General features: G+C 41.3%; 22 protein-coding genes and 3 tRNA genes. 21 read left to right on the top strand and 4 right to left on the bottom strand.

Translation table 11 applies throughout. The annotated features are described in order from the left end of the window. Positions 1-4: 4 nt before the first annotated feature. Positions 5-340 (top strand): PadR family transcriptional regulator, encoded by a 336-nt coding sequence (locus ACQK2H_RS14065; RefSeq protein ID WP_425392005.1) that lies wholly within the window; start codon positions 5-7, stop codon positions 338-340. Next, the gene (locus ACQK2H_RS14060) at positions 337-3,021 is read left to right on the top strand and encodes an ABC transporter permease (protein WP_425392004.1); all 2,685 of its coding nucleotides are present in this window, start codon (positions 337-339) and stop codon (positions 3,019-3,021) included. The genes ACQK2H_RS14065 and ACQK2H_RS14060 overlap by 4 nt, the downstream gene beginning before the upstream one ends. Before the next feature lies 1 nt (position 3,022). On the opposite strand, the gene ACQK2H_RS14055 is transcribed toward ACQK2H_RS14060, so the two are convergent. The 3 genes from ACQK2H_RS14055 to corA all read right to left on the bottom strand — a co-directional run bounded on the left by ACQK2H_RS14055 (position 3,023) and on the right by corA (position 5,763). After that, positions 3,023-3,604: a class I SAM-dependent methyltransferase gene (locus ACQK2H_RS14055; protein ID WP_425392003.1), complete on the bottom strand. Its 582-nt coding sequence runs from the start codon at positions 3,602-3,604 to the stop codon at positions 3,023-3,025. A gap of 41 nt (positions 3,605-3,645) precedes the next feature. Continuing rightward, a complete protein-coding gene (locus ACQK2H_RS14050) occupies positions 3,646-4,167 on the bottom strand; it encodes a mechanosensitive ion channel domain-containing protein (RefSeq protein WP_425392002.1) in 522 nt (173 codons plus the stop codon). A gap of 441 nt (positions 4,168-4,608) precedes the next feature. Continuing rightward, positions 4,609-5,763 (bottom strand): magnesium/cobalt transporter CorA, encoded by a 1,155-nt coding sequence (corA, locus tag ACQK2H_RS14045; RefSeq protein ID WP_425392001.1) that lies wholly within the window; start codon positions 5,761-5,763, stop codon positions 4,609-4,611. A 101-nt stretch (positions 5,764-5,864) separates the two neighbouring features. Between corA and ACQK2H_RS14040 the strand changes: the two genes are divergently transcribed. Beyond that, entirely contained in the window at positions 5,865-6,410 is a 546-nt protein-coding gene (locus ACQK2H_RS14040; protein ID WP_425392000.1) for a hypothetical protein, read from the top strand. Between the two features lie 325 nt (positions 6,411-6,735). Here ACQK2H_RS14040 and ACQK2H_RS14035 read toward each other — a convergent pair. Next, positions 6,736-6,810 (bottom strand) — tRNA-Val (locus tag ACQK2H_RS14035). 237 nt (positions 6,811-7,047) lie between these two features. Between ACQK2H_RS14035 and ACQK2H_RS14030 the strand changes: the two genes are divergently transcribed. From ACQK2H_RS14030 to ACQK2H_RS13945, 18 genes are all read left to right on the top strand, one after another. Continuing rightward, positions 7,048-7,122: transfer RNA gene (locus ACQK2H_RS14030), tRNA-Pro, on the top strand. Positions 7,123-7,429: 307 nt separating this feature from the next. Beyond that, positions 7,430-7,657: a hypothetical protein gene (locus ACQK2H_RS14025; protein WP_425391999.1), complete on the top strand. Its 228-nt coding sequence runs from the start codon at positions 7,430-7,432 to the stop codon at positions 7,655-7,657. Positions 7,658-7,896: 239 nt separating this feature from the next. Continuing rightward, positions 7,897-7,968: transfer RNA gene (locus ACQK2H_RS14020), tRNA-Glu, on the top strand. Positions 7,969-8,653: 685 nt separating this feature from the next. Continuing rightward, a complete protein-coding gene (locus tag ACQK2H_RS14015; RefSeq protein WP_350206094.1) occupies positions 8,654-9,028 on the top strand; it encodes an HYC_CC_PP family protein in 375 nt (124 codons plus the stop codon). A gap of 100 nt (positions 9,029-9,128) precedes the next feature. After that, complete coding sequence (locus tag ACQK2H_RS14010) at positions 9,129-12,956, top strand: efflux RND transporter permease subunit (protein ID WP_425391998.1); 3,828 nt, start codon at positions 9,129-9,131, stop codon at positions 12,954-12,956. Between the two features lies 1 nt (position 12,957). Continuing rightward, a complete protein-coding gene (locus ACQK2H_RS14005; protein WP_350206092.1) occupies positions 12,958-14,229 on the top strand; it encodes a TolC family protein in 1,272 nt (423 codons plus the stop codon). A gap of 2 nt (positions 14,230-14,231) precedes the next feature. Then, positions 14,232-16,070 carry an efflux RND transporter periplasmic adaptor subunit gene (locus tag ACQK2H_RS14000; protein ID WP_350206091.1) on the top strand — a complete coding sequence of 613 codons (1,839 nt, stop codon included), beginning with the start codon at positions 14,232-14,234 and terminating at the stop codon, positions 16,068-16,070. A 305-nt stretch (positions 16,071-16,375) separates the two neighbouring features. Further along, on the top strand, positions 16,376-17,179 hold the full coding sequence (locus tag ACQK2H_RS13995) for a prohibitin family protein (RefSeq protein WP_350206090.1): 804 nt from the start codon (positions 16,376-16,378) through the stop codon (positions 17,177-17,179). A 30-nt stretch (positions 17,180-17,209) separates the two neighbouring features. After that, the gene (locus tag ACQK2H_RS13990) at positions 17,210-17,824 is read left to right on the top strand and encodes a DUF3347 domain-containing protein (RefSeq protein WP_350206089.1); all 615 of its coding nucleotides are present in this window, start codon (positions 17,210-17,212) and stop codon (positions 17,822-17,824) included. Between the two features lie 12 nt (positions 17,825-17,836). Then, a complete protein-coding gene (locus ACQK2H_RS13985) occupies positions 17,837-18,259 on the top strand; it encodes a hypothetical protein (protein ID WP_350206088.1) in 423 nt (140 codons plus the stop codon). A gap of 93 nt (positions 18,260-18,352) precedes the next feature. Then, positions 18,353-18,799, top strand: a complete 447-nt coding sequence (locus tag ACQK2H_RS13980) for a hypothetical protein (RefSeq protein WP_350206087.1) — start codon at positions 18,353-18,355, stop codon at positions 18,797-18,799. Positions 18,800-18,843: 44 nt separating this feature from the next. After that, entirely contained in the window at positions 18,844-19,512 is a 669-nt protein-coding gene (locus ACQK2H_RS13975) for a class I SAM-dependent methyltransferase (protein WP_425391997.1), read from the top strand. After that, positions 19,512-19,691, top strand: coding sequence for a hypothetical protein (locus ACQK2H_RS13970; RefSeq protein WP_425391996.1), 180 nt, complete (start codon positions 19,512-19,514; stop codon positions 19,689-19,691). The genes ACQK2H_RS13975 and ACQK2H_RS13970 overlap by 1 nt, the downstream gene beginning before the upstream one ends. A gap of 44 nt (positions 19,692-19,735) precedes the next feature. Then, positions 19,736-20,254, top strand: coding sequence for a PepSY domain-containing protein (locus tag ACQK2H_RS13965; protein ID WP_425391995.1), 519 nt, complete (start codon positions 19,736-19,738; stop codon positions 20,252-20,254). 572 nt (positions 20,255-20,826) lie between these two features. Further along, complete coding sequence (locus tag ACQK2H_RS13960) at positions 20,827-23,223, top strand: TonB-dependent receptor domain-containing protein (protein ID WP_425391994.1); 2,397 nt, start codon at positions 20,827-20,829, stop codon at positions 23,221-23,223. A 179-nt stretch (positions 23,224-23,402) separates the two neighbouring features. After that, a complete protein-coding gene (locus tag ACQK2H_RS13955; protein ID WP_350204893.1) occupies positions 23,403-23,834 on the top strand; it encodes a hypothetical protein in 432 nt (143 codons plus the stop codon). Positions 23,835-23,986: 152 nt separating this feature from the next. Further along, positions 23,987-24,505 (top strand): DUF3347 domain-containing protein, encoded by a 519-nt coding sequence (locus tag ACQK2H_RS13950; RefSeq protein ID WP_350113910.1) that lies wholly within the window; start codon positions 23,987-23,989, stop codon positions 24,503-24,505. A gap of 1 nt (position 24,506) precedes the next feature. Next, positions 24,507-24,962, top strand: a complete 456-nt coding sequence (locus ACQK2H_RS13945) for a DUF2231 domain-containing protein (RefSeq protein ID WP_350204894.1) — start codon at positions 24,507-24,509, stop codon at positions 24,960-24,962. Positions 24,963-24,990 lie beyond the last annotated feature (28 nt).

The raw sequence follows: 24,990 nt of genomic DNA, 5'->3' as shown, positions 1-24,990 counted from the left end.
ACTTATGAGAGGAGAACATTTAGGCGAACTGGAAGAACTAGTGCTTTTGACCGTTGGGTCACTCACGGATCATGCATACGCAGTAGCTATCCTGGAGGAGATTAAGACGAATACCAATCGGAATATGGATGTCACAGCCATTCATTCTGTTTTGCGAAGACTAGAGAAAAAAGGATATGTCAGCTCCGAGATGGGAGGGGCATCCAAAGAAAGAGGAGGGCGGAGAAAGCGCATGTTCACATTGACTAAAGTGGGAAGGAAGGTATTGGATGAGACCATGGACTTGCGCTACTCGCTTTATCAAAAACTTCCAAAAATGACTTTTGCAGGTTTGTCATGAATCAGCAACCACCAAAGTATGCCGATCGATTTCTCGAGTGGTTTTGTGACCCTTACCTATTAGAGGATTTGCAGGGCGACTTATATGAAATCTATATTCAAAAAACTTCCACGGGGAAGCTCAAAGCAGATATGCTTTATTGGTGGATGGTTATTCGCTCATTCAGACCATCTGCATTAAGAAGAAATCACAAACTCAAAAAATCAGGACTTATGATTACGAAAAACAACTTCAAAATCGCATGGCGGGTATTATTAAGAGATAAGTTCAATACTTCTATCAACTTACTCGGACTTACTATTGGTATTACGTGTTTTTTGCTGCTTGGCTTATATGTAAAGCAGGAGTTTAGCTATGATCAGTTCCACGCTAAAAAGGACCGGATTTATCGGCTATTGCTCAATGAAGATTATGGAGATGGGCGCACGTTTTACAACGCCACCACTCCTCTTCGGTTTGAAAGCATGCTGGAGGAGAACTTCCCGGAAATAGAAAGAGGGGTACAATATATCAGGAGGACACACTTGATAGGAAGAGGAGAGAAGCGAATCAATGAGCCAGTCGCTGTGATCAGCCCGGACTTCTTCAAAATGTTTGATTTTAACCTGCTGTTTGGTAGCGAAGATCAGCCATTTTCGTCCAAGAGCGGAGTGCTACTTTCACGGGAGTATGCACAGAAGTATTTTGGTGAAATAGACCCGATAGGTAAGGCCTTGCCCATTCAAATCAATGAAGAAATAAGGGACTTTGTTGTGGATGGGGTATTTGATGATACTCCTAAAGAGTCCAGTATTCAGTTTGATATTGCACTCTCCAGTGAAATGCAGACGGATTTATACAGTGAGCGGGCATTCACAGCCTGGTTTAATATCGTCCCTGAAACATATATTTTACTGGATGAGGGTGTGGATCCTGCTAGTCTTGATGATAAAACTCAGGACCTTATTATGAGTTTTATGGCTGACATGGATATGGGAGGAGAGCCGATCCAAAGAGGTCAGTACAACATCGAGTTTCAACCTTTAACTGATATTCATCTTAACCCCGATGTACCACTGGGTTATGCCCCGGTAGGGAATCCTCAGTACGTTGGGATTTTGGGAGCTATTGGACTTTTGGTAATCATCATTGCGTGTATCAATTATGCAACCCTTTCCATTGGTCAATCGCTGAAACGAGCGAAGGAAGTGGGAGTGAGGAAAGTGTTGGGCGCTTTTGGAAGTGCACTAACCACACAATATCTAATCGAAGGTATTCTTCTTACTTTGATTGCTATGATCATCGGTGTTCTGATTGCATACCTGATGGTTCCAACCTTCAACCTGCTTACCGGAACGGATTTGGTGCTTGAGTTTGAATGGTGGCATGTGTTTATGTACCTGGGTCTTGCTGTACTGATTGGCTTTGCTTCCAGCATATATCCGGCCATGATTCATTCGAGGTTTAAAGCGGTATCTGTGCTTCATGGTGGAGGGCAGTCTGCTGAAAAGGTGAAAGCGCGAAAAGGAATGATCGTTTTTCAATTCATTATCACTGTATTCCTGATCAGTACCTCGCTGCTCATTCGAAAGCAGGTAAGCTATCTTCAAAACAAAGATATCGGTATCAAGTATGATGCGGTGGTTTCTGCCAATTTAAACCCAAGTCCGGAAGCACAACGCATCCCGGAGCTTACAAGCACAGCCATGCAGAATGGTGAGCTGTTAAAGGCAAGACTTGAGAAATACCCGGAGATTACCCAAATAGGAATGGGAAGTCACGTCTTTGGCAGCAATGGTTGGGCGCATTACGGATTCAATGATCGAGAGGGTAATTTCAAACGTTTCAGACTATTGGTTGCCGATCCGGAATACCTTTCATTGTTTAACATTCAAGTGAAGGAGGGAAGGCTGTTTGAGCCGGGCAACACCTTGGATGAACATCAGGGAGTTTTACTAAATCCGGCAGCCGTTGAGCTTTTAGAACTTGAGAATCCGGTAGGAGCTCAATTGCCCAATGATGATTTTGGTGATCATCAGATTTTGGGAGTGACAGAGGCATTTCATTTTTCATCCTTGCACAGCTCAATAGAACCTTTAGTAATTGTTCAAAATCCAATGCCAATTTTGATGGGCATCTCAGATTTAGATATCAATGATTCCTTTATACCAAAGCTGGTATTTAGGTACAAGGGAAGCAACCTGCTGGACGCCACTGACATTTTACAACAAGAATGGGAAGCAACCTTTCCTAATGAGCGTTGGAATTATGAGTTTGTGGATGAGAAAATCAAATCTCAGTATGAAAGCGAAGCACGTATGAACAAACTGATTACAGTTGCCACGATCTTGTCCATAGTAATTGCTTCACTCGGACTTCTGGGCTTATCTCTATTAGTGGTAAATAGTAAGGTGAAGGAAATAGGAATCAGAAAAGTAATGGGAGCATCCCCTGTCTCTATCTTCCGGTTATTAGCTAAAGGATTTTCGATTCAGATAGGTATTGCGATTGTGTTATCCGTCCCGATTACTGTGCTTCTGATGAATAAATGGCTGGACAACTTTGCTTATCGTACAGATATTGGTGTGGGACTCTTTATCGTCAGTGCTATTGCTTCCATTTTAATAGCCGGAATAGTAATCGTTTATCAGACAGCAAGAGCCTCCAGGGTAAATCCTGTTGAGTCCTTGCGAACAGAGTAATTCAATGACTCAGCGAGTAAATTTTTAATGTTGGATCGAAAGTGTCGGTTATCTCATCAATGGATAGCTGACACTTTTCAATTAAACCCTCCATGTATCCATTTTGGCAATACTCCCGATAGTGATTGTAATGGGAGGTAAATCGCTGATCCAGCCACATCAACAATCGCTGTTTCTTATTCTCCGAAGGAGCAAAGGCGCAGATAATTAGTCTTTCGGAATAATTTGTTGACGACTTTAATATTTGAATGGCAAGCTCTTGTGGAAGAACATGGAAGAAGAGACATGCTGTGGCAAGTGTGAAGTGCTCATTCGGTTTGAAATGCAGATCGATCATTCGGTGCTCGAATGTGAGGTTGTGGATATTCAAATCCTTCGTTTGTTTTTGAGCATATTTGATGAGCTGGCGTGACCCATCTACCCCCAGGCCAAACTCAATTTTCGAATGTGCTTTGATTAGGAAGTCTCCTGAGCCACAACCCAGATCAATAATACGATCCTCTGGCTTCAGCATTTGGAGCAATTGCTCCCTGATTGGAAGTAAGTATTTGTCAGAAGCAAGCGATTTGATTTTGCCCTTCATTGTTGTGTTTTTTTATCAAACAAGAGGGAGGTAGTTAACCACTACTTTGGTTTTTTCACCTTCACTATCTGCTGAAAAAATACATTGTTAGGCACGGTGAAAATTCCGTCTTTATCCTGAAGTTTGGTATAGATCAAGCCAATGTCAATCACTTTGCCGGTTACTTCCTTTTCTACCAATACTAGTGTATCCGTGATTTTAAATGGATTGATGGTATAGATGATGATTCCAGCAACGATGTTACTAAGGATGCTCCAGATGGCAAAGAATCCTATGGCGATCACACCCAGAATGCTCCCGATAGAGATCCAAAGATTATTCAGATCACCACCCCAAATGATAATGAGAAGCAAAATTACAAACGTGTACAGCGCACCTATTATAAGGCGCTTGGTGGCTGCTGCTCTATTTGGATCATAGGAAAATTTGTTTGCTAGTCTTTTAATACTTTTTTTGATTACCCATCTGGATGCCAGGAATAGAATAATTATGGTGAATGTGATGGCAACCTGGACGAAGTAATTTGCTTCTAGTTGTTCAATGAGTTTGGTGATTTGATCCATGGAGTAAAGTTAGTATCGGGACTTCCTGTTTATCCACAAATTCGAATAAAAAAAGGCCACTCAAAATGAGTGACCTTTTTTGAAAGCAGAAATTTATTGTTTGACAGTGTAAACTTTTACAGGAGATTAGCCTAAGAGGATATTAACTACTAGTAGAGAAAGGACTAATCCCATTGAGCATATCACAAAGCTTTTATTGATTAAGCCTTTTTGTTTTTTGGTTAAAGTGAAAACAGCCATGGTGGAAATTTTTTGGTTATGAGTTTGAAGTAAGACATTATAATTTCCACTTGCAATTTTGTTCGTTGAAGTGAGGTAGAGTGTAGATAATCGCCCAATTTTTAAAGATTAGGTAAATCAATAAATGTTATAATTTCTGCAAAGGCGGATTCAAAAATAAGAGATGTGATGCGTAAGTGATTGATTTTGAGCTATCTGAGGCTAAAGCCACTTCTTGCGTTTGAAGTAAATAATCATTGCCACAAAGATGAATATCATGACACCCCAGACTATAAAGTAGCCATTTCGGTATCCTAACTCCGGCATATACTCGAAATTCATTCCATAGATACCTGCTATAAATGTTAACGGAATAAAGATGGTAGCAACGGTCGTCAGTACTTTCATCGTCTCATTCATCTTCTGACTAAGGGAAGCATAGTAGATGTTTGTAAGGCTTTCGAGGGATCTCGCTGTTGAGTCTGCTTCTTCTAATGCATTGGCACAGCTCATCCGAAGGTCATTGATGTATTTAATATTTGGTTTTTGAAATAAGGAGGTTCGGTTATTTAAAATGTAATTGATCGATTCGAAAAGAGGGGTGAGTGACTTCTTAATGATGTCTGCTCTTTTTTTACTTTTTTCCAAAGCAAAGAGTGTTTCCTGTTTTGGATCCTTATAAACCTCCTGTTCTAGTTGAGCTATGTCCTCATTGATATCTTCAATTGTCTCGAAAAAATTATCCAGGATAGCATCCAGTAATTGAATTAATAAATAATCGGAAGTTCTTTTCCTTACAAAACCAACACCTTCACGTATCTTATATCTAATGTCATCAAAGTGGTCACTCTCCTTTTCCTGGAATGAAATCACATAATTTTTACCAAGCACAAAAGACAACTGTTCCACATCCAATTGATCTTCTTCATCAAGTAAAATGGAACGGACGTTGAAGAAAAGGTAGTCATCAAACTCTTCCACCTTTGGTCGCTGAGTAGTATCAAGAATATGTCGAACAGAGAGGCGATCCATATTCATTATGCCTGCCAGCTTTTGAATAAGCTCTACTTCATGCAGACCATGAATATTCAACCAGTAGATGTTAGGATCTACCATAGAACTCATTGATGAAAAGTCCTTTTCGTTTGATTCGCTTATTTCTTGTTCGTTGAAAGTAAAAAGCTGAACCTTAGCTTCTTCGAGTTTCTTTTCACCAATGAAGGTGATCTCAGCTTTTCCTTTTGATTTAGCCTTAAGATCAGCATACATATTTACAGGCGTAAGCGTCAACTCTGTAAGTGTCTTCAATCCTGTTAAAAGTAACTTGTCAGGTCTTACCAGGTCGATTGGTTTGATCTTCTTCAGCTTTTTTCTCATACCTCCAAATTAGTTGATTGCTAAGGAAAAAAGAAAAGACAGGAATATGATGCGGACACTGAAACATTGATTTACCAAAGCCAGTTATTATCGATACAGCTATGAGTGAAAGAGAAATAATTCAAGAGCGACTGCAAGAGAAGCAGCGGATGATTAACGCCGGGAGGCAAATGACTAAATTATTCATTCTTACCAGCTCTTTAATATTCATCACACTTCTTCTTGTCTGGTTTCTTCAAAAGCTTCCCGAACTAATAATCCCGACTGTTTATGAAGTTGGCACATGGTTTATTCTAGTCAGCAGTGCGCTAATAGTAATAGGCCAGTTAAAAATTAAGGAGGACGAAATAGAAAAGGCTTTTCGTTTTACCGGATTAGGACTTCTTTTCGGTTTGCTTTTCGCGGTGCTGCAGGTTATCGGATGGCAGGAATTACTAAATGCCAATTTATCATTCAGAAATATCTTATTCCCATTTTCATTAATTCATTTTATCCATGTCTCAGTTGGCCTGATCTTGCTGATCTCAGTCTTTCGGAAGATCAGGGAATATCGAGTTCATTCCAAATCGCGACAATTCGCTTATAATGTGTTCATGTTTTGGCACTTTTTAGGTGGTGTATGGTTGCTCTTTATTTTTTTAGGGTGAGGGAGGAAAGTATTGGTTAGTCATCACTAATACATGACACCCTTCGTAAAGCTTCGCTTTCGATAGCCGCGGGCGAACCGTCCAACTGATTCTCATCCGTTCTCTAAAGGGAAAATCGACATAGGTTTAACTTACTCAAACGCCTTGGCAAGCCGTACACCCCCTTGTTAATGCTTCGCATTTCGATCGGACCGGCGTACCGACCCTGATAAGTTCAAAAAACAGGATCTGTTTAAGAAGTGGGAAGTACTGGATTTGATCGGACCGGCGTACCGGCCAGCGACCCCCGCCTAATAAGTTCAAAAAACAGGATCTGTTTAAGAAGTGGGAAGTACTGGATTCGAACCAGCGACCCCCGCCCTGTCAAGGCGGTGCTCTAAACCAACTGAGCTAACTTCCCTAAAGATTGCCAAAAAGAGGCGGCAATTGAGCTAATGCTCAAATATTAAAACTAAAATAGTCTAATATCTGAGAGAGATAAAAATATTATCACTCAAGTGACGATCAAGAACTTTTTATTCAGTAAGCAATTAATTTATTTTTTCTCGGAAAAAATATCCAAGCATGCTGCAAATTAAAAATTGAATTTCTACATTTGCGTTCCGTTTTGGAAAACGGGACCGAAGAATGTCGGGAACGGGGTGTAGCACAGTCCGGTTAGTGTACCTGGTTTGGGACCAGGGGGTCGCAGGTTCGAATCCTGCCACCCCGACAAGATAGGGAAGCATTTGCTTCCCTTTTTTTATGAGCAAAATGCAGATGAGAACCTGCGAAGCAGTTTGAAATCGAGCGTAGCGAGATTCACGAGGGGATGTACGGCATGCCTGAGGGTATGAGTAATCCTGCCACCCCGACAAGATAGGAAAGCAAATGCTTCCCTTTTTTATGAACAAATCCCACTTCTTTTTCAGGATAAATGCTCAATGGGAATAAATTTTTGTAGCCTTTTTAATTTTTTTTCGTTTTAGTTTGTAATAATTCTGAAGTATTGGATACTAATGAATTAAACAACGCTAATCATGAAGACCAAGAACGCAAAATCTAATGGATCATTAAAAGCACTTGCTTTAGTCTGTGGCCTTGCCGTAAGCGGTCTGATTATAGGCCAAACGCTTCCTTACGATGAGTTAGCTATATCTAAGGACAGCTCCATTAATTCGTTGAAAGAATCTGTCAAGAAGAACAAAAACTTGATCGTAAATACATACCTGCTGGGTGTTTCGATCTATGAAGAGGCTTTTGATTAAGTCGTAAAATAAAAATTATCATTTTTTCAAATTTGTTCTTTGCAAAACTGAACCGACATTCTATATTTGCACTCCCAAAACAAGCACGGTGGTAAAGACCACCTGTTGATTTGGGATTTTTATTGAAACACGGTCCGTTCGTCTAGGGGTTAGGCACGGCCCGGTCAGGGCGACAGGTTTGTAAAACCTGGCTTTACTTGAAGCAATGTTCTTGACGAAAAAGATATTTATTGAAACACGGTCCGTTCGTCTAGGGGTTAGGACGCCAGGTTTTCATCCTGGTAACAGGGGTTCGATTCCCCTACGGACTGCATTATAAGCCTGTAAGTATCTGACTTACAGGCTTTTTCGTTTTGATACTGTCGCTATAACTGTCGCATTAGTTTTTCTTAATTAATCTACCTTTAAATAAGGATGGTGGTGGTTTGTAATCAGTAGGTCATTGGTTCGAATACGACTAAAGGCTCTTGACTAGTCGACAAAAAATCCTCAACCTCAAAATTAAGTATTTGAGATACTAATAAAGCGTAAGATTGGTTGGGCTTGTCTTACTGTTTTCAATGCGAGTGTATTATCTCTATCCATTAACTCTCGAACTCGCTTTGAAAGAGTTTGAATAATCGCATTTTCAGAGGGTATTCCTAGCATTAAATATAAGAAATAAATAGGGGTTTTAGACTACAATCACCTGTTTGTATCCTTCATGGATGGATAAGCAAGCGCTGAGTAAAGTTTTGCTTCTCTGTAGGCAGCTTGAAAGCGAACTCATAGCTAGGAAGAGCCAAAAGTCTGCCCATTATAGGCAAGTCATTCGAAATCCCCAATCAACAGTATGGTCATTTCCGATCACTAATTCTACCTCTAAAGATGCTTAATACTGCAATCTGTTCATTCAAATAATCATCAAACCATAAACTTTAATAAAAATTTCGTAACTTTTTCATGAATACATATAACTAATTTTACGTTGGTGTAGCTAGAAATAGAAAATACTACGTGAAAAGGTTTTTAGTAATATTCTTCAGTTTCCTTATCCTCTCTTCATCAGGGGGGTTGGTACTCGCCAAGCATTTTTGCGGTGGAGAACTGATAGAAGCTGGGCTTTTCAAAGAACTTCATTCCTGTTGTGGTGGAGAGACGGAAAAGCCATCAGGTTGCTGTGACTTGGAACAAGAGATACTGCAGCACGATGAAAACACCCAAATATCTTTTCAATCGATAGACCCTCCTGAACAGGTATTACTTCAAACAATTGAAATTCCTACACTCGTTCAGGTATTCATTCAAGACAATTTTGTAGACCACTCCTATCTTATTCACCCGCTGACTGTTCCTGACAGACTCGCCAGGCATCAGTCTTTTCTTCTTTAATAGTTACACACAATTAAGATGCATCACTGTTCTCCACTTAAAGAGGCTTTAGATTGCACTATTTTGTCTAGTTCTTCTAACTGTTAAAACATATTTCATTATGCTTAATAAACTGATCAGGTTCTTTTTAGAGAACAAGCTGGTTACAGCACTAATTGTGCTAATCTTTGTAGGATGGGGGGTGGCAACTGCACCATTTAACTGGAAGATGGAGAATTTTCCTCGCGACCCGGTACCTGTTGATGCCATCCCTGACATTGGGGAGAATCAGCAAATTGTTTTTACTACATGGATGGGAAGGTCTCCGCAAGATATAGAAGACCAGATTTCTTATCCGTTGACCACTGCACTTCTAGGTGTGCCCGGAGTAAAAACTATAAGGAGTAATTCAATCTTCGGACTCTCTACAATTTATATCATTTTTGAAGATGATGTAGAATTTTACTGGAGTCGTACCCGAATATTGGAGAAATTGAATTCACTTCCTGCAGGGACATTACCTCCTGAAGTTCAACCTGCTTTAGGTCCGGATGCTACGGCATTGGGACAAATCTACTGGTACACACTGGAAGGACGTAACCCTGAAACTGGTGAGCCGACAGGAGGTTGGGATCCTCAAGAACTGCGAACCATACAAGATTTTTATGTGGGATATGCACTCACCTCGGCTTCAGGAGTATCAGAAGTAGCAGCCATCGGAGGATTTGTAAAAGAATACCAGGTGGATATTGATCCAGTGGCTATGAAGGAGTACAATGTAAACGTGGCTCAAATCATGCGTGCTGTAAAGGAAAGTAATCTGGATGTGGGAGCCCGCACTATTGAATACAACAAAGCTGAGTACTTAGTCAGAGGTTTGGGGTATATCAGAACCCTGGAAGACCTTGAAGAAGCAGTAATCACGCAGCATAACAATACACCCATTCGAATCAAGGATGTAGCTGTTGTCAATTTTGGTCCTTCTACACGAAGAGGTGGTCTTGATAAAGGAGGAGCAGAAGCTACTGGAGCTGTTGTCGTTTCACGGTATGGTGCCAATCCACTTGAGGTAATAGAAAATGTAAAAGAAAAGATCAAAGAGATATCCCCGGGGCTACCTTCAAAAGTCCTTCCTGACGGTACTGTTTCAAAAGTGACTGTAGTTCCATTCTATGACCGTACCGGGTTGATTAAGGAAACCTTAGGTACACTGGAAGAGGCACTAACCCTGGAAATACTCATAAGCATCATTGTGGTAATCATTGTTGTTATGAACCTGAGAGCCTCTATTCTCATCTCCAGTTTACTCCCTATTGGAGTCTTAATGACATTTATAGTGATGAGATATGCTGGAGTAGATGCTAACATTGTTGCTCTTTCAGGGATCGCAATTGCCATTGGGGTAATGGTGGATGTTGGAGTTGTATTTACTGAAAATATCCTCCGACATCTGGATTTGCCAGAAAACAAAGGTATTTCGAGCAAGCAAAAACTAGAGGTTATCTATACGGCCACTGCAGAAGTAGCATCGGCGGTTATTACTGCCCTTACCACCACTGTGGTGAGTTTTCTTCCTGTTTTTGCCATGCAAGCAGCAGAAGGTAAACTTTTCAAGCCTCTGGCTTTCACCAAGACATTCGCAATGCTGGCTGCCCTGTTTGTAGGACTCGTTGTGATACCCGCTGTGGCGCACTGGTTGTTTTCCATAAAGGTCGGAAAGGAAAGGACAAAAAGGATATGGAATTCAGCCCTTATCGCACTAGGGTTACTCATTCTAATCTCAGCAGGAAATTGGCTCGGAATTGTCCTTATGGCTCTTGGTATCAACAATATTGTAGAGAAGTTTATACCTGAAAAATGGACTTGGCTTACTGAATATCTCAATATTGCCATTATCATGCTGACGGTTGCAGCTTTTCTAACTCGTGAATGGCTGCCGCTTGGCGCACAAAATAGTCTATTTACAAATTTTCTGTTTGTTGGAGGAGCAATATTGCTCGTACTTGGTTCATTACTATTGCTGGTAAAATACTATACCCCTATTCTTAGGTGGTGCCTTGACAATAAGTGGAAATTTTTCATACTCCCAATCTTCGTCTTTTTATTCGGAATACTTACCTGGATTGGTTTTGAGGGTGCTTTTGGTGCAATAGGTAATTCCATTGAAAAAACAGGCTGGGAGATTCGACAAACTAGGTTTTGGCAGTCACTTAATAAAACCCTTCCTGGAATTGGAAAAGAGTTTATGCCTGCTTTGGACGAAGGCTCATACCTCTTGATGCCCACTACCATGTCCCATTCCGGTATTGAAGAAAATATTGACGTGATTCAAAAGGTAGACGGATATGTGGCCCAGATCCCTGAAGTCCAATCGGTTGTAGGTAAGTGGGGACGGGTGAACTCAGCTCTTGATCCGGCACCCATTTCCATGTTCGAGAATACCATTAATTATAAACCCGAGTACATGGTGGACGAAAATGGGCATAGGATGCAATTTAAAACCGATAAAGAAGGGAACTACTTGTTAAAAGATGGAAGTACCTATCACCCGGAGCGAGACGGTTTTAGAAAAATCGAGAAAGACGAACTGGTAATTGACAACAAAAAGGGAGAATATTTTAGGCAATGGCGTGATCATATCCGCTCTCCTGATGATATATGGGCTGAGATTGTGAAGGCTACCAATATACCTGGTATGACCTCTGCACCAAAGCTCCAGCCTATCCAGACCCGATTAGTAATGTTGTCCACAGGAATGCGGGCACCCATTGGTATTAAGGTGTTTGGTCCTGATCTGGAGACTATCGAGCGTGTAGGGCTTCAGCTGGAAAAAATACTACAGCAGGTACCGAGTATTGAAGCTTCTTCAGTCTTTGCAGACAGAATTGTGGGCAAGCCCTATATGGAATTTGATGTAGATCGTAAGGCCATAGCGCGTTATGGGCTGACAATGAAAGACTTCCAGAACTATGTGGAAGTAGCCATAGGGGGAATAAAGCTGACCACTACTGTAGAAGGCAGAGAACGTTTTCCGGTTAGGGTAAGATATGCACGTGAGTATCGAGACAATCCGGAGGATGTAAAAAAAGTATTGATCCCTACCCCTTCAGGAGCTCAAGTTCCATTGATAGAGTTGGCGGACATCACTTATCGAAGAGGCCCACAGGTAATCAAGAGTGAAGACACCTTCTTGAACGGTTATGTCATTTTTGATAAAAAGGCAGGTGAAGCAGAGGTGGATGTGGTTGAAGAAGCCCAACGCTTTATTCAGGCAAAAATGGATGCCGGTGAGTTTATGCTTCCTGCTGGTGTGTCTTATAAATTTACCGGTAACTATGAAAATCAGATCAGGGCGACTAAAAGACTTGCTCTGGTTGTCCCGATATGTCTGCTTGCCATTTTTCTTATTCTTTATTTCCAGTTTGGAGATGTCTCTACCACCATGATGGTTTTCTCTGGAGTGTTTGTGGCATTTTCAGGGGGATTCCTTTTGATATGGCTGTTCGGACAAGGTTGGTTTCTAAACTTCTCCCTTGCTGACATAAACCTGAGAGATCTCTTTCAGATAGGCACAGTAAACTTAAGTGTGGCTGTGTGGGTAGGTTTTATTGCCCTATTCGGTGTAGCCTCCGACAATGGCGTCATAATGGCAACCTATCTGAAGCAGATTTTCAAAGAAAGGAAACCGAGTGATGTGGCCGAGGTAAAAGAGGCAGTGCTTCACGCTGGTAAGCTGAGAATCAGGCCGGCCATCATGACAACCGCCACTACACTCATTGCTCTGCTTCCCATCTTTACTTCGACTGGTAAAGGTTCTGATATAATGGTTCCTATGGCCATTCCCACTTTCGGAGGAATGTTAGTCCAAGCCATTACCGTATTTGTCGTACCCGTATTGTATTGTATGTGGCAGGAAAGGTCATTCAAAAAACAATCAAAATCAGTATAACATGAAAACGAAGATAAAAATCAATATAATCATGCTTTTGTGGCTGCTGATCCCGATTGGCAACACAATGGCTCAGACCCAGCAATTAGAGGAACCTTTACAAGGTTATCTCAAAATTGCAGCCGAGAACAATCCTGAGCTTAAGTCGATATTTAATAGCTATCTGGCTACTCTCGAACGTATGCCACAAGCCAGGGCTTTACCGGATCCAACTGTAATGTTCAACATCTTCACCAGTCCGGTAGAAACACGGGTTGGAGCACAGAATGCAGGCATATCACTAAGTCAGGCTTTCCCATGGTTTGGGCAATTGAAGTCTCAGGAACAAGCAGTAGCCATGCTGGCAAAGGCTCGTTTTGAAGCATTTGAAGATGCTAAGAACAGCATTTTCTTTGACGTACGCTCAACCTATTATGATTTATATGTACTTGAAGCAGCGATAGCCATTACAGAGGAAAATGTAAGGTTACTCGAATCATTTAGGGAACTGGCTAATGTCAGATTAGAGTCTAATACAGGAAGTGCGGTTGACTTGCTTAGAGTTGAAATGGATTTAGACGAACTGAATAACCAGTTACTTTACCTGGAAGATTCGCGAATACCGATCCAAGCCAAGTTCAATGAACTGCTCAACGAAGAAACACCAATACGCATAGAGGTGCCGGATACACTGGAAACAATTTTGATTGACGAAGGGAGAAACGTTTTGCTGGATTCAATCATCACACATAATCCAACATTAAGAGGTTTTGAATTTGAAATGTCAGCTTTGGATGCAGAGATTGATGTAGCACAAAAAATGGGCCTACCTTCTTTTAATCTTGGACTTTCGTACACCAGTATCTCTCCAAGAACGGATATGGATGTTCCTGATAACGGAAAAGATGCATTGATTTTCCCTCAAGTTGGGGTCCGTATACCCCTAAACAGGAACAAATATCGCTCGATGATCAAGGAGAAAGAGTTGCTTAAGACTTCTGTGAATTATCGCAAGGAGGACAAAGAAAATGAGTTAGAAACTGTATTAGAGCGAACCTGGCGTGATTACGCAGATGCTCAACGAAGAGTGGCTCTTTATAACAGACTCATTGCCTATGCAACCCAGTCGCTGGACATACTCGTTGCGCAATACACCACTGCGGGTGCAGATTTTGAAGAAGTGCTGAGAATGGAACGACAGCTGCTTAGGTACGAACTCGAATTGGAGAAGGCACGTGCCGATCAAAACACTTTTGTAGCATACATCAATTATATCACTGGAAAACAGCTTTAAAAATGAAGATTCTAGAAATAATAAATAGTAAAAAAACAATTTCATACCTGGGGGTACTGATTGTTGGCATTCTGATTGGCTGGTTGCTCATTGGGGGAAGCGGTAGTGAAAGTCTGGAAGAACTCCCTACTGATCATTCGGCCATGGACCATGCAGATGGGACTACATGGACGTGCTCCATGCACCCACAGATACAAAGGGAGGAGCCGGGAAATTGTCCAATATGTGGCATGGAACTTATCCCAATGAAACAAGATGAGGACGATGGAGAAGCTGGTCAATATTCAGTCAAACTTTCCAATGCAGCCATGAAAATTGCCGAAGTAGAGATGAGCACTATTGAGCGAAAAGCCCCTTATAAGGAAGTGTACTTACCTGGGAAGGTAATGGCGGATGAGCGCAATATTGCCGAACTAACTGCCCGCTATCCGGGTAGGATTGAGAAACTCATGGTAAACTTTACGGGGCAGAAAGTGCGCAAGGGGCAGGTGCTGGCCAAAATCTACTCTCCGGAGCTAGTAACTGCTCAGCGTGAGTTATTTGAAGCGATGAAGTTTAAAGAAACGAACCCAAGCTATTATCGGGCGACAAGAAATAAACTAAAACTATGGGACCTTACGGAAGCACAGATTGACCAAATAGAGCAATCCGGAGATGTAGATTTCTATTTTGATGTGCTGTCACCCATTACAGGTACAGTCACCATGCGTCATGTGACATTGGGCGACTATGTAAAAGAAGGTACGGCACTATTTGAAGTAGTAGACCTCAGTCATGTTTGGGTCATGTTTGATGCGTATGAGTCAGATATTCCATGGATAAAAATGCGTGATAAGATCAAATTCTCAATCAAGTCCATTCCGGGACGTGAGTTTAATGCAACCGTAACATTTATCGATCCGGTACTCAATCCTATGTCAAGAGTTGCCAAAGTAAGGGCAGAACTGGATAATCCTAAAGATCTCCTCAAACCAGAAATGCTTGCAGATGGAATACTAAAAACAATGCTTCCGGGATCAGGGGATCAATTAGTGATACCAAAATCAGCCATTCTATGGACAGGTAAAAAGGCAGTGGTATACGTGATGACCGATGATCACAATAATATGTTTCAGTTTAGGGAAATTGACCTGGGAGCTGATGCAGGTGACTACTACGTGGTAGAATCCGGACTAAGTGAGGGGGAAATGGTAGCTACAAACGGAGTGTTCAAAATTGATGCGGCCGCACAGCTTAGAGGAGAAAAAAGCATGATGAATCCGGAAGGAGGCAAAGTATCTATGGGTCATAATCATGGAGGTTCGAGCGAAGAAAAGAAGCCTGCATCCGGGAGTGAACATGAGGGCCATGATGAGAGCTCTTCAGAAAACACCAAGAAAATGGACATGTCAGTCGATGAAAACTTTAAGCAGCAACTAACCAATGTGTACCAAGTACATCTTGATTTGCAGAAAGCATTTTTAGCAACAGATGCTACGGCAGCCAAGAAACAGGCTGGTAGTGTTAAATCGGCTTTGGACAAAGTGGATATGAGCCTGGTTAAAGGAGAAATGCACAACCAGTGGATGAACAGTCTAAAAACGCTGAAAACAACACTGGGTAACATCGAGTCAGGCAGTGCCATAGAAAAGCAGCGCCTTGCCTTTGCGGATTTTAGCGATGCGCTTTACAGTGCTATCAAGATGTTTGGTACAACTGGTGAAACGATTTATTACCAGTATTGCCCAATGGCCAGGGATAACAAAGGGGCCTACTGGTTGAGCGCAGTAGAGGAAATTAAAAATCCTTACTTCGGTGATGCCATGCTCACCTGTGGAGAAAACAAAGCGGTGATTAAGTGAGTGGTGGTGAGTCCCCGGTCACTGGATGTTCATACCGGGGATCTCAATTATGCTATTTGATAAAAGAATAATGCTATGAAAGAATGTTGCAAAGTGGATGATACCTCCAAGCCTTCGAATATAAAGAATTGGATGGCACGTGGGTTTTGGTTGCTTCTTCTGCTTGTGGTAATAAGCCTTGCAATAGCCGATGTAATGGGCAAATAATGGGAACCCTGATTTCTTAAATTATAACCCAAATAACTTAAATACACATGATTCCATTCACGTTTTGATTTATCAAGGAATAATTAAACATCAAAACAATGAAAAGTAAATTCAGCATTTTAAGTATAGCAGTGATTGCTCTTTTCGCAATTGGCTGCTCAGTGGTAAAACCTGGTACACACGCTATGAAATGGAGTCCGTATGGAAATGGATTGAAAACGGAGCAAGTATATAAAGATGGTATTGTGTGGCATATGCCCTGGAATGGGGTCGTGCGTTATAGTGTGCAGTGGCAAACTTACACAGAGAATGTGGCTGTTCTCACCAAGGATGAACTCCATATCCCAATCACTGTCTCAGTTACTTTAAGACCGATTGAGGCTGAGCTGGCTCAATTAGAATTAGAGGTTGGTCAGAACTATTATAAGAACGTAGTAAGACCTGAATTTGTGAGCCTTACTAGAAATATTTTCGCGAGTTACGATTACAAAGTAGTCTCGCCAAAGAGCCCGGATATTGAAAAGGAAATTTTCAGACAGTTGGTCACTAAAATAGAGGGCAAACACCTTGAGATCGATAATGTAACCATCGACCATATTAAATATCCACAGGTTGTTACTTCAGCTGTAGATAGAAAACTGGCAGTTGAGCAGGACATCCAGCAAAAAGACTATGAAATAAAAATTGCGGAGAAGCAGGCAGAGATTCAACGCATTTTAGCAAAAGGCCAGCGAGATGCCCAGCAGATCATAGATGCAGGGCTCACCCAAAAATACCTTCAGTATAAGGCATTGGAGGTACAGGATAAGCTAACGAACAGCCCTAATACCAAATTTTTCTTCATCCCTATGGGCAAAGATGGCCTACCAGTGATAGTGGATACGGGAGGAGATGGAAACTAAAATCAATAATATAGAAAAATACAAGATAATATGAAAAAGCAATTAATAATGATAGTAGCCCTCTTTGTAGCATTGGGGGCTGCCAATGCGCAGCATAATCATGGATCAAATGACAAAAAAGAAGGCTCTAAAATGGATCATTCCATGCATTCAGGAATGAAAATGGAAGAAGGGAAGACAATGTCCTATGATGTAAGCAATGATTTTAAGAAACAGCTTACAGAGGTTTACAATACCTCGTTTGAGTTGGCAGACAGTTTTTTAACCGGTGAAGTGGAAGGCATTTCCAATAGCGGCTTACAGGTAAAGGCGACATTAGGAAAGATAGACATGGGCTTACTCAAGAGCTCCGAAGCGCACATGGAATGGATGATGAATCTGAAGGTGATGAATACAGCTTTGGATAAAATGACAGAATCTAAAGATACCAAAGATCAAAAAGCTGCTTACGATTCTTTTAACCAGGCATTATTTAAAAGCATCAAAACCTTTGGCATAATAGGGGCTTCAGTGTATTACCAGTACTGCCCTATGGCACTTAACAATCAGGGAGCTTATTGGCTAAGCGATACAAAAGAAATACGAAATCCTTATTTCAGTGGCAATATGCTCTCTTGTGGCAGCACTAAAGAAATTATCAACTAAATACCTATAACCATGAAAGCCACAAAAATTATAGCGACAGTATTGTTGGGCTTGGCCATTGGCCTCTATTCCTGCAATGATGACGATATGCACAACGGACTTTCTCAAGCAGATTTGGAATCACTGAACGGCTTGAGGGAGGCCTACACAAATGCAGTCAATGAGAATGAAGCCTTCAAAATATCTGTTCAGGATGACGATTTGGATGGCATTCATTTGCATGACTCACTGTTTCACCATTTTCAAAACCTTTATGAAGAACATCATGAAAACTATTCGCACGAAAATGGACATGATGACCATCATCACGATACTGATGGTATGCATATGGGTTCAAATGGGATGAACGGACACGATGATCAGGACGGTCATCATGCCGAAGATCACGAGTTAATGGATGGCTTGATGGGCGACCATGAATCCATCTCTCACTAGAATATTTAAAATCCTGATTAGGGGATGCTTCAAATAGACCAGAAAGAATATGGTTTACAAGCACCCCCTTAGACAGGACAAAAGACACCTGTTATGAAGCGAGCAAAACGTTTAAAACAAAAAGAGAAAGAGGTTAAATTGGACAAACAGTCAATCATAGTGCTAGCCTTCTTTGGTATGGTAGTCCTAAGTATAATTGCCTATAACATATGGAACAATACTTCCCCAACTACATGGGTATCCATAGATGAACAATTACCAAACAACAAAGTGTGCATGGTAAATGACGCCTACATGGGAGTAAATCAGATAGAGGTACCTGTGGAGGGAAAGATATATTACGGATGCTGTGAGATGTGTGTAGACAAGTTAAATAACTTGGAGTCTGTGAGGTATGGGACTGACCCATATACCGGACAGCCGGTGGACAAAGCAGATGCATTCATTGTATTAAAATCAAAAGCCACAGGCGAGGTTTTTTACTTCGAGTCAGAGGAAACCTACACCAAATACAAACAAGAAAAAGGTGCAGGATCTTAACCATGGTCGATAGAGCGGCACATACCAAAATCAAAATTTCGAACATGAAGAAAAAGTATAAAAAAGAAAAGGAATTTATTCCGGCATTAGGTTTTAATTTCCTTACTGGGCTTTATGATTACACTATCAAACTCACCATGCCGGAGAAGAAATTTAGGAATCTGCTTATCGAAAGGATTGATCCTCAGCCTAATGAAAAAATTCTTGAATTTGGCTATGGAACAGGGACTAACCTAGTACTAGCAACTCAAAAGTCACCTCAGTCACATTTCCATGGATTAGATATTGACCCCAAAGTAAAAGAGATCGCTAACTCAAAATTGAAGGGAAAAGACATTCAAATGGATCTTCAACTATATGGAGGATCGGCCTTTCCTTATGAAGACCATACTTTCGACAAAGTCTACAGTTGCCTGGTCTATCATCAGTTGAATGAGCAAGCCAAACTGGAAAGCTTAAAAGAGATACACCGTGTTTTGAAGCCAGACGGCAGGCTCATCGTTGGGGATTGGGGCAAGGCAAAGAACCGATGGATGCGCATTTCCTTTTATATTGTACAGTTACTGGACGGTTTCAAAACGACTACTCCCAATGTAAAAGGATTACTGCCTGAATATATACGGAAGGCTGGCTTTACCGATGTAAAGGAGACTGGTTTTATCAATACACGTATCGGGTCGTTCAGTTATTACGTGGGAACAAAGAAAAAATAATGAAGCGCAACACCAACTACTACATCAGAAAAGCACATCGGTATTTAGGTTTATTTCTAGGCATTCAATTTTTATTTTGGACACTTGGCGGGCTCTACTTTAGTTGGAATGATATTGATAAGATACATGGAGAGCACTTGGTGATGGAAAAAAAGGCTTCTCTCCCACATCTGGTCTAATCGCTCCGGATAGCATACTCATTAAGATAAATAGTACGCAACCCTTGAAGTCAATAGCCAAAATCGAACTAGTGGAGGCACTTGGTGAACCCTATTATCAGCTCCAATTGATGACAGGGGAATACAGGTTATTCTCCGCAAAAACGGGGCAAGTAAAACCGCAATTCACTGAAGACGAGGCGAAAGAAATTGCCAAGTCCTATATCACATTCAAAGCGGAAATAAAAGAAGCTCAATTATTGGCAGAAGTAGATGATCATCATGAATATAGGGAACGCCACCTTCCGGTATGGGCCATTGCATTTGATTATGAGGGAGACCCGGTTGTGTATGTGGATGCTGTCACTGGACAGTTTGAGCGCATCAGACACAACACCTGGAGAGCATTTGATTGGCTCTGGATGATGCACACCATGGATTATGAAACCAGGGATGATTTTGGTAATGGGTTACTCAAGGCGTTTTCAATCCTCGGGCTGATCACTGTACTATCCGGATTTCTTCTTTTTGGAGTTTCATATAACAAAAGAGAATTCAAATTTTTTAAGGTCAGAAAATCATGAAAGCGACAGTAAAAATTCAGCCTGATCTTACACCAACCTTGGATGAATTTTTAATCAAAGATTCCATCGGTAATAGAAATTGATGTCCTTATAGATGAAGGTTTTGGCATTCTCACTGAAATGGTGTAAGAGCTACTCTAAAGAGAACTAGATGTGGATTTCAACCTCTGCCACATCCTGGAATCCATCGTATGCACACAGGCTCTCAGGGCTGAAGACTTTATCTGGTTAATGCTCCTTTGCAACGTGATCGTAAAACAGGAAGCTAAATCATATTGATGTAGCCTATGTCCGCTTTTGTCTATGGAAGCTGTGGAAAATGAAAACCTTGGAATGATAGCACTGGAGATTAGAAATAGCTGGAAAACGTTATCAACCATTTGAGCAGATCATCCAGGGAGTTAACAGGGGCTTAATGCCCATTTCTCTCACTAGTAATAATGAATCGGAGCATTCAAAATTCACTAGCAATGGCTATTGTAGGATAATAACTAAAGTCTGTACTTTGTACTATTAAGAATAATTATAAATAACAATTCAAGTCAATGCGAGGCATATATACATTCTTATTAATGATAATATCAGTCTACTCTTTTGCTCAAACCAAAACAATCGAAGGTAGAGTTACTGAAAAGGGAACAAGCAAAGGCATTCCTCATGCAAATGTAAGTGTTGAAAATACCCAAATAGGTACCAGGACTGATGGACAGGGGTATTTCAAAATCGAATATGCTCCGGCCACTTCTGAGGAAATTACTATTTCCTGCATAGGCTTTAATTCGCTGACGATAGCTATTGATAAAGTTGGTACAGGTGATAACATAGAACTAGAGGAAAACATACTCGTCTTGCCTCAATTAGTCATAGAAAGCCAAAGCCTCACGCTCGGGAGAGTTGGGTTAAAGGAAATCCCTGGATCAGTACAATACATTTCTGCTGTAGAGCTGAAAAACTATAACTACACCAACGTGAATGACATCATGAAAATGGTGCCCGGTGTAAACGTCCAGGAAGAAGATGGTTTTGGCCTAAGACCTAACATAGGTCTTAGGGGCTCCAGCCTGGAAAGAAGCGCTCGCATTACCATTATGGAAGACGGGATATTGGCTGCACCGGCACCTTACTCATCACCCTCTGCTTATTATTTCCCCACTATGGGCCGTATGAATAGTGTGGAAGTGCTCAAAGGTGCCAGCCAGATCCGGTTTGGTCCGTTTACAACAGGTGGGGCCATCAACTTAATGTCCACCCCGATTCCAAATCGGTTTGCAAGCAAATTTCAATTGACAAGCGGGAGCTATGGATACAAAAACTTACACGCTTACGTAGGCACCAAATCAGAGCAGGTGGACTTTCTTGTCGAGACTTTTCAATACGGTGCAGATGGGTTTAAAGAACTTGAAAATGGAGATGATACCGGGTTCGATAAGAAAGACTATCAAATAAAGGTAGGGGTTAATACCAAAACGGATGCTAAGGTGTATCAGTCTTTGAATGTGACCGTGGGCCAAACATTTGAAGACGCCAACGAAACCTACCTGGGGTTAACTGCATCAGACTTTGATGACAATCCGTATCAGCGATATGCGGCCTCACAGTTGGACAATATGGATGCTGAGCAGTCCAGGTTTTCACTTCAGCATTACATAGAAATGCCCGGTGGTGTCAATATTGTAACTACTGCCTATCGAAATGATTTTGCAAGAAACTGGTACAAATTGCAGGGTATCGTTGATGGCCCGTCCCTCTCCTCTGTACTTGATAATCCGGAAACCTTCCCAGCCGCATACCAACTGCTAAGGGGCCAAAGTACCGCTGATACGGCTAGCTTAAATCTAAGGGCTAACAATCGTGAATATTATGCTCAAGGGGTTCAGACAGTAGTGGATTATGAATTTGAAACGGGGAACGTTTCGCATGATATTCATGTAAGTGGTAGATGGCATGAGGACGAAGAGGACCGCTATCAATGGGAAGACCTTTATGCCATAAACGATGGCACGATGAAGCTAATACAGCCTGGAACACACGGTACACAAGCAAATAGAGTAGAATTTGCAAAAGCTTTTGCTAGCTATATACTCTATCAACTAGATGTTAACCGATGGAGTTTTACTCCGGGTATCCGTTATGAGAATATAACTGTGAGCAGGAAAGACTATGGGAAAAATGATGTGGAGAGAACTGGTAGTGATCTACTGACAAGATCAAATAGCTTCAGTGTTTGGTTGCCCGGTGTAGGTGTAAATTATCAGTTATCCGACCAACTCAATTTGTTCAGCGGTGTGCACAGAGGGTTTGCTCCGGCTGGCAGCTCAGATGATACTGACCCGGAGTTGAGTACGAACTATGAACTGGGGATCAGGAAAACCAATAGTAAAGTGGAAGGATCAGCAGTGTTGTTTTATACAGATTACCAAAGCTTACTTGGCAGGGATATTGCTGCCGCAGGTGGCATAGGTTCAGGAGATGCGTTTAATGCAGGAACGGCCATAACTAGGGGTTTGGAGTTTCAAGTTGGGTTTGATGCGGTAAATACAAGTAGCACTATTTCATTGCCGGTGGTAGCTGCATATACGTATACGGATGCTTATTTTAGTAAGAGTTTTGAATCTGAACTTGAACCCTGGGGAATGGTTAATAAAGGAGATCAGCTGCCCTATATTGCTAATCATCAGGTATATGTCAACGTGGGCATCCAGCATAAACGAGCATCCTTATTTTTTAATACCAAATATCAGGGTGATATTGGTACTGTTCCGGGTGCTGAGGACACAGTTCCCGGTGAGCGCATAGACGGGTTCATGGTTTTTGATCTTTCAGCCAATGTTATTATCAATAAATTTCTTTCAGCCAATATTTCGGTAAGCAATGTTTTTGATAATAAATATGCAGTGGCTGCCCGTCCTGCCGGCCTTAGGCCCGGAGCTCCAAGAATGATCAATTTTGGTGTGAGGGCAGACTTTTAGTCATTAGGTTGAGTGAGGTTTCCCGATCTTTATGGGAAACCTCTTTCAGTTTATTAGGTTTTATTTTTTTCACCAGTGTTCTCAGTATGCTGTAAAGAATCCGTTGTTTTTTCAAAACAAGAAGGGTTTTGAATATTGAGTGATCCTACTTACCTTTAATAAGTAGAATTGAATCCAAAGTGGGAACTTTAAAAAATCGTATTTTCTCCTTTTCCCTGCTTAGTACCTATTTGGGTGCCTTTCTGGTTTATTTTGTCTGTAATCTGGGTGATGTCGCAGGGTTTGACCACAATTACACTCATGAAGAAAAGAGCCATTCAGAAGGCCACCATTCACATGACCATGGTCATGATGCCCATAGTCATGACCATTCAGCATCAGAAGGAGAGGAATGCTGTGATGATTTTACCGCCCAAGTCGTATATGATGCCAAAATTCTTGTTAAAGAATTACAAGTTTCGTTTTCCAATTTTCAACTCAATCAGGTTGAGCATTTTATTGCTCAATTTACCAATAGCTATAAAGAATTAACCACTCTATTATACGAAATAGATAGGCCGCCTCCCCGGCAGGCTTCTATCCTTATTTTATTCCAGGTCTTCCGGATATAATACCTTTATATAAGGTCACTTTTACGTGCAAGGCTTTAGTAATCCACAACTATAAGAACGTTGTGTATCATACCTTTTTTAAAACGTTGGGACAAAAGGTAAGCCTTTTCATATTTTCCCTTTAATCTTTTCAACCGTAAAATAATATTCCAATGAAAAAATCAATTCTATTGGTCTTTCTGACTGTAAGCAGTTGGGGGACTTTCGCACAGCATAGCCATGGAAGCCATGGCAATGAAACTAAAAAAAATACAGATCAAATGGGCCCAATGTTTAAGAGCCAGGAGATGGGTGAAGCATACCTGAAGTATACAGCATTGAAAGACGCCCTTTTTGCGTCAGACGTTTTGAAATCAAATGATGCGGCAGCACAGCTCGTCCTTGCCCTCCAAGAGGTGAAAAATGGCAACAAAGCATTCACTGGCGCAAAAATGGTTTCAGAAGCCAAAAGCATTGAAGATAAGCGAAAGATGTTTGCCATGTTGAGTGCTGAAATGATCGAGTTGGTAAAAAACTCCAAATTAACCATGGGAGCTATTTACGTGGATTATTGCCCCATGGCCAATGACAATGCGGGTGCTTCATGGCTATCAAATGATGCTAAAATTGCAAATCCATATTTTGGTGATAAAATGCCGTCGTGTGGAAGTGTAAAAGAAACCATTGAATAAAATGGAAGCGCTTTTACCGGAATGGATGCCAAATATCCATCCATTGATTATTCACTTTCCTATTGCTCTATGGGCAGTTGCTTTGCTGTTTGATGTGGTTTTTGTCATCAAAAAGAGCACCTGGACACGAAATGGAGCGATGAGTTTGTATGCTTTGGCTGCTGTCAGTGCTTTTGCTGCGTATCTCTCTGGGGACCAGGCCATCGATATGGTTTCCGTCCCATTTCAGGGAGAAGTCACAGCCAGCCAGCACTCAGATTGGGGGCATTACACGCTTTACTTTTTTGCAGGATATGCTGTTTTGCGAGGATTCCTCTATTGGAAAAGCCTGGATACCAAAAAATTGATGGCGATTGGCCTGCTGATATTGGGACTGGTCGGAATGGGCATGGTGGCTAAAACAGCGGACCTTGGGGGAAAGCTGGTTTACAAATACGGCGTGGGAACAAAAAAATAATTATTGAACAATTCAAATAATATAAAAA

The organism is Ekhidna sp., from assembly GCF_965228795.1.
GTDB lineage: Bacteria > Bacteroidota > Bacteroidia > Cytophagales > Cyclobacteriaceae > Ekhidna.
The sequence above is the reverse complement of the archived record's forward strand: the minus strand, read 5'-3'. Positions and strand labels throughout refer to the sequence as shown.